Source organism: Halorhodospira sp. 9628, assembly GCF_022228075.1.
Lineage (GTDB): Bacteria > Pseudomonadota > Gammaproteobacteria > Nitrococcales > Halorhodospiraceae > Halorhodospira > Halorhodospira halophila_A.
The window spans coordinates 239,602-248,358 of record NZ_JAJNRF010000002.1 but is presented as its reverse complement, the minus strand read 5'-3'; the positions used below and the strand labels follow the sequence as shown (position 1 = coordinate 248,358).

Annotated in this window: 14 protein-coding genes; all 14 read right to left on the bottom strand. The window is 66.9% G+C overall.

Translation table 11 applies throughout. From position 1 onward, the window contains the following. Nucleotides 1-19 precede the first annotated feature (19 nt). Nucleotides 20-2,203, bottom strand: coding sequence for a hypothetical protein (locus LRG10_RS03720; protein ID WP_238634744.1), 2,184 nt, complete (start codon nucleotides 2,201-2,203; stop codon nucleotides 20-22). A 5-nt stretch (nucleotides 2,204-2,208) separates the two neighbouring features. Further along, the gene (locus LRG10_RS03715; protein ID WP_238634743.1) at nucleotides 2,209-3,651 is read right to left on the bottom strand and encodes a terminase large subunit domain-containing protein; all 1,443 of its coding nucleotides are present in this window, start codon (nucleotides 3,649-3,651) and stop codon (nucleotides 2,209-2,211) included. Next, the gene (locus LRG10_RS03710; RefSeq protein WP_238634742.1) at nucleotides 3,623-4,213 is read right to left on the bottom strand and encodes a terminase small subunit; all 591 of its coding nucleotides are present in this window, start codon (nucleotides 4,211-4,213) and stop codon (nucleotides 3,623-3,625) included. The genes LRG10_RS03715 and LRG10_RS03710 overlap by 29 nt, the downstream gene beginning before the upstream one ends. A gap of 54 nt (nucleotides 4,214-4,267) precedes the next feature. Beyond that, nucleotides 4,268-4,630 (bottom strand): hypothetical protein, encoded by a 363-nt coding sequence (locus LRG10_RS03705; protein ID WP_238634741.1) that lies wholly within the window; start codon nucleotides 4,628-4,630, stop codon nucleotides 4,268-4,270. After that, the gene (locus tag LRG10_RS03700) at nucleotides 4,627-5,214 is read right to left on the bottom strand and encodes a hypothetical protein (protein WP_238634740.1); all 588 of its coding nucleotides are present in this window, start codon (nucleotides 5,212-5,214) and stop codon (nucleotides 4,627-4,629) included. Before LRG10_RS03700 ends, LRG10_RS03705 begins: the two co-directional genes overlap by 4 nt. Next, a complete protein-coding gene (locus tag LRG10_RS03695) occupies nucleotides 5,207-5,458 on the bottom strand; it encodes a hypothetical protein (protein WP_201169689.1) in 252 nt (83 codons plus the stop codon). Before LRG10_RS03695 ends, LRG10_RS03700 begins: the two co-directional genes overlap by 8 nt. Beyond that, nucleotides 5,455-5,949, bottom strand: coding sequence for a lytic transglycosylase domain-containing protein (locus tag LRG10_RS03690; protein WP_238634739.1), 495 nt, complete (start codon nucleotides 5,947-5,949; stop codon nucleotides 5,455-5,457). The genes LRG10_RS03695 and LRG10_RS03690 overlap by 4 nt, the downstream gene beginning before the upstream one ends. Nucleotides 5,950-6,050: 101 nt before the next feature. Further along, the gene (locus LRG10_RS03685; RefSeq protein ID WP_201169691.1) at nucleotides 6,051-6,620 is read right to left on the bottom strand and encodes a hypothetical protein; all 570 of its coding nucleotides are present in this window, start codon (nucleotides 6,618-6,620) and stop codon (nucleotides 6,051-6,053) included. Further along, nucleotides 6,617-7,006 (bottom strand): hypothetical protein, encoded by a 390-nt coding sequence (locus LRG10_RS03680; protein ID WP_238634738.1) that lies wholly within the window; start codon nucleotides 7,004-7,006, stop codon nucleotides 6,617-6,619. Before LRG10_RS03680 ends, LRG10_RS03685 begins: the two co-directional genes overlap by 4 nt. Further along, nucleotides 7,003-7,218 (bottom strand): hypothetical protein, encoded by a 216-nt coding sequence (locus LRG10_RS03675; protein ID WP_201169693.1) that lies wholly within the window; start codon nucleotides 7,216-7,218, stop codon nucleotides 7,003-7,005. Before LRG10_RS03675 ends, LRG10_RS03680 begins: the two co-directional genes overlap by 4 nt. Next, nucleotides 7,218-7,580: a nuclease domain-containing protein gene (locus tag LRG10_RS03670; protein WP_238634737.1), complete on the bottom strand. Its 363-nt coding sequence runs from the start codon at nucleotides 7,578-7,580 to the stop codon at nucleotides 7,218-7,220. Before LRG10_RS03670 ends, LRG10_RS03675 begins: the two co-directional genes overlap by 1 nt. Continuing rightward, nucleotides 7,580-8,026, bottom strand: coding sequence for a hypothetical protein (locus LRG10_RS03665; RefSeq protein ID WP_238634736.1), 447 nt, complete (start codon nucleotides 8,024-8,026; stop codon nucleotides 7,580-7,582). The genes LRG10_RS03670 and LRG10_RS03665 overlap by 1 nt, the downstream gene beginning before the upstream one ends. Beyond that, nucleotides 8,023-8,214: a hypothetical protein gene (locus LRG10_RS03660; RefSeq protein WP_238634735.1), complete on the bottom strand. Its 192-nt coding sequence runs from the start codon at nucleotides 8,212-8,214 to the stop codon at nucleotides 8,023-8,025. The genes LRG10_RS03665 and LRG10_RS03660 overlap by 4 nt, the downstream gene beginning before the upstream one ends. A gap of 5 nt (nucleotides 8,215-8,219) precedes the next feature. Next, nucleotides 8,220-8,672 carry a hypothetical protein gene (locus LRG10_RS03655; protein WP_238634734.1) on the bottom strand — a complete coding sequence of 151 codons (453 nt, stop codon included), beginning with the start codon at nucleotides 8,670-8,672 and terminating at the stop codon, nucleotides 8,220-8,222. Nucleotides 8,673-8,757: the final 85 nt, after the last annotated feature.

Here is an 8,757-nt window from a genome sequence, read left to right as displayed (position 1 = left end):
TAGAACGAAAAAGCCCGGCTCAGAGGCCGGGCGTTTCGGTGTGCCGCGTCTGCTGCGGCGAGGGGGGTGGGCCGTGTCGTGGCCCCTCCGGTGTCTGTTGCGCTGCCGCCTGTTCATCCCGGCGCAAGCGGGCCCCGCGCTCGAACAGTTCGGCGTGCTGGGCGGCCTCGGCGCGCATGTCCTCGTGGGATCCGCGCTCGATCTCGCTGATGGTCTTGGCGGTCTGCGCGGCCTGGTGTTCGGTATCGACGCCGGCGGTCTTCTGCGCCATGGCGATGGCGCGCTGGGCGTCGGCCATGGCCTTCTCGGCACGAGCCTCCAGGTCGCGGACCCGGGCCTCGCGCTCGCGCAGTTCCAGCTCGGCGGCCTGCTGCTGCATCTCGGCCTGGCGCTGCTCGGCCTCGGCCTGCTGCTGCGCTTGAAGGGCCTCCTCCTCGGTCTGCGGCTGCTTGCTGCCGCCGCCCATGCCGGTGACCGCGCGGATGCGCTCGACGAACTCCTTGCGGTTGGGTAGGTCGGAAGCCTCGATGATGATGTCCATCACGGCCGCCTGCAGTTCTGGGGGGAGCGTCTGCGTCAGCTCCATCATCCGCGCGAGCAAGTGCTGTCGGTACGTCGTGCTGCTCGGGGTCTCGTCGAGGGCGACCTGGGTGCGCAGCTTGAGGATGTCGTTGGTCCGGTACTCGTAGCCGAGCTCATCGTGCTCGGGGTGGTTCAGGAGGACATCCTTGACCTCGCCGGTGACCGACTCGACGCGCACCGGCAGGTCGGTCTTCTGGCCCAGGTCTTCGACGAGCATCGACATGAGCAACTCGGCGGCCAGACGCCGGCCGTCCTGGTAGTTCTCGATGATCTTGCCGAGCACCTGCTGGCCCTGCTCGACCAGACTCTTGATCGCCTCGCCCGACTGCCCGGATCCGGCGCCGCGACCCATCATCTCGTGGAATAGGCCCGAGGCGTCCTGGATGTTCTGCTTCGCCTCCTGCATCACCTCGAACTGCTGCGGGTTGAGCCGCGCGTCGGTGTCCACGTTGAACCCATTGGCGTTCTGCCGGCTCGGGTTCGTGATGATGTAGGCGTCCGAGCGCGCGACCTCCTGCGCCGCCTGGGCATGGTCGTCCACCGCATCCCGGTCGGCGATCACCCGGCGGGTGGAGAGGTTGTAGAGCATCTTGCTGCGCCGGGCGTTGACCTCCTCCTGCGGGGATTTCATCGCGCGGATCAGCCCGTAGGGGGCGCCGCTGCGATCCTCCCGGTAGCCGAAGAACGGCACATAGGGGAAGTGACCGTGGGTGTACGGCGAGGGGCGGTCGGCGAGTTGGTGCGGGCCGAGGTAGTAGGCCACGCGCAGCCGGAAGGAGCGGGCCTTGCGTGGCGTTACGAGACCCGCGGCAACGGCGTTCAGGTGCCGCCGGTCCTCTCGGTTGAGTTCGACGACCCGGCCATCGGGCAGGTCGAGCACCCACATATCGGTGTGGACGCGGTACCACACTTCGTAGAGCGCAAGCCGGTGGCGCTCGGTGTCCAGCCACTCCTCCTCTTGGAGCGATGTCGTCTGCTCGATCTCCCAGGAGCGGCCGAGCGAGACATCGACAGCGTTCGGGTCATCCCACGCCGGGCGCTGGGCGACCGACTGGCGGATCAGCCGCTTGTGCCGCGGGAAGTGTCCCTCCAGGTCGTCGGCGTCGTACCAGCGTTTGCGTACCAGGTACCGGGCGTCCCGGAGCATCGGGTCGCGGGAGCGGTAGTCGAACCAGATTTCGTCGCGGTGGACGGCCTGCACGCGGTACGGGTACTTGAACGGGTCGGACTCGCGGCTGACCTCCAGCCACCCGATGCCGACCTTCACTTGCGATTCGTGGGCCTCCGAGCACCCGGTGTTGAAGCGTGCGAGGCGCACGGCCTCCTGGAGTTTGACGTTCAGGGCCTCGGCCACCTCGGTGGCCTGGTCGTCCTCGCCGCGCACGATGGGGTCGGTGCGGGTACGCGCCTCCAGGCCGAGCACGGTGTCGATAGTTGGGCGAATCAAATTGACGACGATGGGCGCGATGCCCAGCTCACGCATCCGCTGCATCGTCTCGGTATCAAGCTGATTGCCATCGTAGAAGTCGGCCTCGCGCGCGGCCTCGGCACGCCATGCGGGCTCATAGCGCAGGTCGGTGAGGATCTGCTCGATGCGCTCGCGGGGCAGTGGCTTTGTCATACGGGTCAGACTCTCCAGTCGGGTGCCGGGCGGGCGACGGTGGTGCCGGCGGATGCGGACGGCGGCTCGGCGTGGCGGATCATCATCAGCGCGTACCGGGTAGCGTCGAGCAAGTCGTCGCGCTCCTTGACGATCTTCCCGTCCTTGCGGTGGTAGAGCCGGAACTCCTCAAACCAGTCTTTGAGGTGGCTGAATACCTTGAACCGACCGGTCTGCATTCGGTCGAGCATTTCGGCCAGGCCGGCCTCCACACTCGTGCGCGAGAGCCGGGTGTCGTCTCGGGTTTCTGGGAACGCGGCGTGGGTGGGGAGCATGTTGAGCCCCTGCTCCCGGTACTGCTCGGCAAGCTGCACGCCGGAGCCCTTCTCGGTCTGGTACCCGTCGTGCGGCCAGGCCCACGGCAAGCGCGGCCCCCAGGGCTTGAGCGCCGCGGCGTGGATCACGGGCGTCGCCTGGCTCTTTCGGTAGCCGTTGGTGACGTAGATCGTGTCCGAGTCGCGGTCCCATACGATCTTCGCGGCGGCGGTCGGGTGGTCCCAGCCGAAGTCGAGGCCACCGATCACTGGCCAGATGGCAGGCACCGTGAACGGCTCGACGCTGATCTCCTCCTCGGCGATGGGGAAGATCCGCCCGGAGCCGAGGGTCGGGATGCCGTGGGCGCGAGCCTCGCGCTCGTGTGCCGGGAACGAGGCGATGATCCGCTGGCGCTCCTCGGCGTCGATGTGCTCGGCGTCATGGATGGTCATGTTCGTGTCGTGGCGCTGATCGGAGTCTTCCATCAGATACCTCGACACGACCGACGACATGCCCATCAGCGGCGTGAACGAGAGCGCGACGATCCCTCCCGTGGCGATAGTCCGCGCCAGGCCCTCGTCGTAAATGTCCTCAGGCGGTTCTTCGTCATACCAGACGAAATCGACCGGCGGGCCCTGCCACTTGCGCCGGCCCTGGGCGTAATAGCGAAACCGAAGGAAGGAGTAGCCGCCGCTTGCGTGCTTCACACGGATGTAGTCGTAGAGGTGGCTGACGCCGGCGGCCATGCCGTAATCGCTGGTCAGACACCGCTTGGGGACCAGTCCCGTGCCCTCCTCGCCCGGATGCCCAAGAAGTACGCGCTGGCCGTTATCGCGCGTCGTCTCGCCGGTCTCACCACTCGCCCACACCACTACGGGGCGATCCCAGCGCCGGCCGGGCCACCAGTCGGGGTACTCGCCGGTGAGGTGATAGGCGACCTCGGCGCCGGTCGCAAACGTCTTGCCCTGCTGGTTGCCTGCCCGTAATAGCCTTTCGCGGAAGCTCGCCCCGGCGGCGTGGAACTCGCGCTGCTTGGCGTAGGGTCGGTAGTCGGCCAGGCGCTCCTGGGCAAGCTCCTCGTCAATCTGCGCGAGGATCGCGCGCCGCTCCAGGGGCGACAGGCCCTCAATGAAGCTCGGGTCGAGAACCTGCATCGCTGCCCTTCTTCACTGGCGACTGCTCGGCCTTCTGCTCGGCGGCCTTCACCTGCTCACGCAGGGCCTTGAGCGTGTCGCGATCCAGGGTGCCGAACATGCCCCGTTGCTCGTTGTCGGCCTTGTACCCGCCGACGTGCTTCATCAGCTTGTCGAGGGCCTGGTTCTTGTCGATCAGCCGGTACTCGAGCACCTGCGCCTCGCTGCCCGGGATGGCGCGCACCTTCACGCGGGAGAGCGCGGCAGCGGTCTGGTCGTCCAACTCCTGGACCGGCTTCGGCGAACCGTCCTCGCGGAACAGCTTGCGCGGGTCAGCCATCGCCACTCGGGCCAGCTCCTCGATCACCCGCTCGGCGGTGATCTCCAGCTTCTGAGCCCGTTGGCTTTGGCCTTTGTCGATTTCCGCACGCACCCAAGGTTTTCCAAGCAGTTCCGGGCCTATCCGCGATGCGGTCTTCTCGCTGTAGCCGGCGCGGATCGCCGCCTTCGAGGCGTTGGCGTCAATCAGGTATTCCTGCACGAACCGGCGCTGCCGGTCGGTAAGCCCGGAGGTCTTGCCCATGGTTTTGATCCTGCTTCTACGGAGCCCGGTCACGCACACGAACCGCACCGGTGATCAGTGGCCGCGTTGCTCCAACACCTGTTCTGCCGCTTCCTGGGTGTTTTTATATACAGCCCCGGAGATTTGCGCGCGGTGGTACTCCGTCAGCCCCCACATGACGATGCCGAGCATGAGGGCGACGAGGGCGCCGACGACGCTGGCCACCTTCCAACCGCCGGATCCATACCCTCGGCGGTAGGCCAGATCATCCCGCAGCGAGTCGAGTTTCCCGCCCAGCGTCTCGCCCATCCGGTCTACCTTGACCTCGATACGATCCTGGCCTTTCTCCAGGATCACGACGCGGCCCTCGACGTGGCCCAACTCGCGGTGCAGGTTGACGTACAGTTCCGCGTTGGTTTGTTCTGGTGGCTGGGTCATTGATCTTCGATCAGGTTTACGATCCGTGGTAGCCAGTACCCGGCGTGCTCCTCTCGCCAGGCCGTATGCCCGATAGTGTCGGCCTCGCGCTCGGTGTCGATGCCGCGCACGCGCTGGTCTTCGGTTTGTGGGCCGTAGCGCCCCATCGCGCCCCAGTGGTGGCGCCAGGCCCAACTGACCGGATTGACCCAGGCCCAAAGCCGCGCCATTTGCACGGCGAAATCGCGCCGGTTGTAAAGGACCGTGATGCTCCGGGCGCCGGGGCCGAACTCGGCGTGCTTGGTGAGCGCTGGCTGGATCAGCAACATGCGGTCACACTTCATCCCCGCCTCCAGGGCCTCCCAGCAGACCAAGGCGCCATTGGAGAATGCGACGACGTGATCCTCGGGGCCGATGTCGGTAGCCAGGTCGTGCCCAACTCGACGAGAGCGCCGGCGCGTCGTCAGTGGGCCCACCCAGCCGTAGTCGTGGATCACGGCCTCGCAACCAGCAGCGATCAGTTCGGCGGCCAGGGCGTCCCAACCCGAGGCGTTCTTGTTGAACGCCCCGTGGACGAGGTGGACAACGGATCCGCGCTTACTCATCGCAGTTCACCCGGACGCTGTGCGGGGCCGCGGCGGCGTTGGCGCGCTGGCGAAGCGCCTGCCGGTCTTCCTTGCCGGTTGCCAGGCAGTAGTCATGCACCGCCTGGCCGACGCGCTCGGCGGCCCGGTCGCCGCGCTCGGTGATGGCCGCACAGCCAGCCATCACGGACACCACCAGACCGATGCCGGCGGCCATTACAAGAAGAAGTCGCCCGTGCCCGAGCCCCTGGTATCGTTCGATCATTCCTCCCACCCCGCCTGGATCAGTCGGTCCACGTATTCCTGGTTGACGTAGCGCCCATCGGTCATGCGCGGACTGCCAGCGTTGTACGCCGCGGCAACGCCCGTCCAGCCATGCTGATTCCCGAAGCGCCGGTATAGGCGCATCAGATACTCGCACCCGTATTGCAGGTTGGTTTCCGGGTCGCAGAGCGCGGAGAGGAAGGTTCCCTTGAATCCGATCTCGCGCGCGGTGGCGCCCATGATCTGCATGAGCCCCCAGCTCGTACGCTGGCCATAGGACTCGGTGGGGCGCGAGGCGCCGGGGGGTGCGTAGAAGGGGCCGCCACGGTGAGGCGCGTTGTGGCGCACGTCCCATAGCCAGCGGTAATTGGCTTCCATCCGCATCGCGTAGGGATTGCCGGCGCTCTCGACCTCGATGATCGCGCGCAGCAGGCGCACAGGGATCCCGTACCGCTCCGAGAACCGGGCGGTAAGCTGGTCGATGTCGTGCATGTGGGGGGCACCGGGGGGCAGGAATAAAAAAACCCGGCGATCCGCGAGGAAGCCGGGCTTGCTTACACCAATGGCATGGTAGCTATCGAGACATAGTATTGTCAGACCTGCTGCGCGTCAATATCAGGCAGCCGACTATCGAGCACCGCAGCCACCCTTTTGAGTCCTACCGCCTCCCAATCGTCGATCTGGTCGTGCGCCGCCTGCACCACCCGCCGGTAGTTCGGCCAAGACTGTCGCGGGAACCCCACCTTGCGCGCGTAGTCCGCGGGGCGCAGGCGCGGGTTGCCGAGTCCGGTCCACCGCTTATCCCCCATCGCCGCGAGCATCAGCGACTCCAGGCGATCCGCTGCCACCTTGAGCCCGGGAATCCGCTCCCGCACGGCGAGGGTCAGCAGGTCGTGCAACCGGAACACGCCCTCATCGGACACCCATTCCGCGGCCGGCTCAGCGTAGGCGATGTAGAGCCACAGCCGGGAGGGCTCAGGGCAGTCATCCACGGCCGCGAGCACCCGGCCACAGTCGATCCCATGGGCAACGGCCCCTGCCGTGCTGGTCGCAGGCGAGAAGTCGATCCGGCAGCGGTAGCGCATCTGATCGGATTCCGGCGTCTGCCACCCGTGGAGCGTTGCGATGGTGATGGCCAGCTTGGCGCTGTAGGTCCGTATCACGCCTCTCCCTCCCCCTCTACGGGCACAATCTGAACGCGGGTCCACCCCTTCTTCCTCGGTGCGAACGTCGGCTCGGCGGTGAGTCTCACGATGCACTGCGGGTCGTCGTCTTCGATGATCCCCAGGCCGTGCGGGTTGCGCTTTGAGGGGCGAACGAGGCAGTCGAGCAGCGGCTTGAGCCCGCCGTAGAGCCCGTCCCAATCCGGCAGCCGCTCGCTGTAGCGCTGGATGTGAACCTGGCAGCGTGCGACAGGCTGCGCCGGCGGCGTCACGGCTGCGCGCACCATCCAGGCCACGGCTTCGGTGTGCCGGCGCCGGTCGCGCCAGTGCATCCGCTGCCAGCGGTTGAGCAGGATCGTCGGCTCCGGCAACTCGAAGTCGATCATCCGTCACCCTCCGCGGCCCGGAACCCGCGGCAACGCCGCCCCCGGGCCGGACGCCTGAGCCCCTTCTTGCACTCGGTCACCAGCTCGCCCCATGCGCTGCCGAGGTCTCGGGCGTAGAGGCAGATTTCGCACTGGCGCTCGCGGATCTGCATGGCATGAACGGCCTGCTCGACGGAATCCAGCGCGTCTCGAGGTACATGACGCCGACTCATCAGAATCCCTCCTCATCGACGCGCGGCAGGGCGAATCCCTCGACGCGCAGCAGCCCCATTTGCAGCCAGATCGCCCGGGTCCGGGCCGCGGCCAGGATCCAGGCGCCGAAGATCGCACCCGGGCCCAGGTGATCCGGGCACGGCACCCGGCCGTCGAGCACGTCATGGCAGGCCGAGCAGCAGAACGCGCCTTCGAGGTCCGAGCCTTTGGTCGCCATGCCCCCGTTGCCCAGGGGCGGGTGGGCAAGCACCACGGTCTCGGGATCCCAAGAGCACACGCCGGGCAGCCGAAGCTGGCATTGCTGACCTCGGGCGGAGTCGCGGAGCCTCTTCGAGCGCACCGGCGGCGTTTTCTGGAGCATCACGCAAGTTCCCTCCCCGCCCAATCCGGCTCGGTCAGCCCCATGCCCAACCCCGTGAAGTGCTGGTAAACGTCATCGAGGTACTGACGCTTCTCAGGCACCGTCATCAAGCGGGTCACCGGAAAGTCGATGGGCACCTGCATCAGCAGCAGCTTCATTTCGTACTCAAGCGGGCGCACCACCCGGTCGTACTGCTCGCGGAAGTCCTCGTGAGCGGCCCTGAGAATCGGCACGCCGAAGTGCAGCTTGCAGAACGCCCGGTACTCCTCGGCGCTTTGATCCCCCTGCTCCTCGGCCTCGTTCATCCACAGCCGCTGCAGGCGGTTTTGGTTCAGTGAGCGTGGCGCCCCTTTGCTCAGACTGGCTGTGAAGGGCGGCTTGCGGCTCTGGATCAGGGCCATGAGCCGCCGGCGGTCGTTCTCGTCCCGGACTGCGATCTGCGTCATCGGACATCCCCCGTCAGCCGGGTCCGGGTGCGGTACCGGATCCAGTCGCGCACCGTGAAGTAGTGGTAGCCCAGGCGCTGGGCGATCTCGACGGTGCTAAGGCCCTGCTCGTGTAGAACCCTGGCCCGCTCAACGATCTCGTCAGTTGCCCGAGCCCGAGGGTGTCGCTCACCGTGAGACATCGGCATAGGGCTCACACCTTGTTCCAGGGGCGCATCGAGGCAGCCCACTCGGGGTTCGGGAACACGCCCATGAAGCGATACCCGCGGTCGTCGATGGTCACCAGCGCCGGCGGCTTGCACAGCGGCCAGCGCACTTGGCGGACCAACCAACGCCCAGCCCTATGCGCCTCATCTCTCAACGACTCGCCGCCGAGCTGGTACCCGGCGTCGATCCAGGGCTTGCGGTTGGTGATCAGGAATGCCCCGGCGGCGTGCCGGCGCATCCACCGCTTCATCGCGCGCCGGCCCCCGAGCTTGTGGCTGCGCGAGGAGTGGATCGCCACCTGGTACCCCTCACCGAGCGCGTCGAGGATGAACTCAAACGCCCCGGGCACCGGACCATCCGGGATCACGCGACCCCCCTGCCAGCCGCTTTCATAGCTATGGATGACGCCATCGAAGTCCAGGCAGATGATCGGCTGCATGTCAGTCATCCCCCGTGCCCATCAGCCATACCAGCGCATCCATCACCCCGCGCACCGTGACCACGAATGCCACGACCACGGCCGG

Coding starts and splice junctions, on each gene's coding strand:
- LRG10_RS03665 (WP_238634736.1), bottom strand. CDS start 8,026: ATGACGCAGATCGCAGTCCGGGACGAGAACGACCGCCGGCGGCTCATG.
- LRG10_RS03670 (WP_238634737.1), bottom strand. CDS start 7,580: ATGCTCCAGAAAACGCCGCCGGTGCGCTCGAAGAGGCTCCGCGACTCC.
- LRG10_RS03675 (WP_201169693.1), bottom strand. CDS start 7,218: ATGAGTCGGCGTCATGTACCTCGAGACGCGCTGGATTCCGTCGAGCAG.
- LRG10_RS03720 (WP_238634744.1), bottom strand. CDS start 2,203: ATGACAAAGCCACTGCCCCGCGAGCGCATCGAGCAGATCCTCACCGAC.
- LRG10_RS03695 (WP_201169689.1), bottom strand. CDS start 5,458: ATGATCGAACGATACCAGGGGCTCGGGCACGGGCGACTTCTTCTTGTA.
- LRG10_RS03715 (WP_238634743.1), bottom strand. CDS start 3,651: ATGCAGGTTCTCGACCCGAGCTTCATTGAGGGCCTGTCGCCCCTGGAG.
- LRG10_RS03710 (WP_238634742.1), bottom strand. CDS start 4,213: ATGGGCAAGACCTCCGGGCTTACCGACCGGCAGCGCCGGTTCGTGCAG.
- LRG10_RS03680 (WP_238634738.1), bottom strand. CDS start 7,006: ATGATCGACTTCGAGTTGCCGGAGCCGACGATCCTGCTCAACCGCTGG.
- LRG10_RS03705 (WP_238634741.1), bottom strand. CDS start 4,630: ATGACCCAGCCACCAGAACAAACCAACGCGGAACTGTACGTCAACCTG.
- LRG10_RS03700 (WP_238634740.1), bottom strand. CDS start 5,214: ATGAGTAAGCGCGGATCCGTTGTCCACCTCGTCCACGGGGCGTTCAAC.
- LRG10_RS03655 (WP_238634734.1), bottom strand. CDS start 8,672: ATGCAGCCGATCATCTGCCTGGACTTCGATGGCGTCATCCATAGCTAT.
- LRG10_RS03690 (WP_238634739.1), bottom strand. CDS start 5,949: ATGCACGACATCGACCAGCTTACCGCCCGGTTCTCGGAGCGGTACGGG.
- LRG10_RS03660 (WP_238634735.1), bottom strand. CDS start 8,214: ATGCCGATGTCTCACGGTGAGCGACACCCTCGGGCTCGGGCAACTGAC.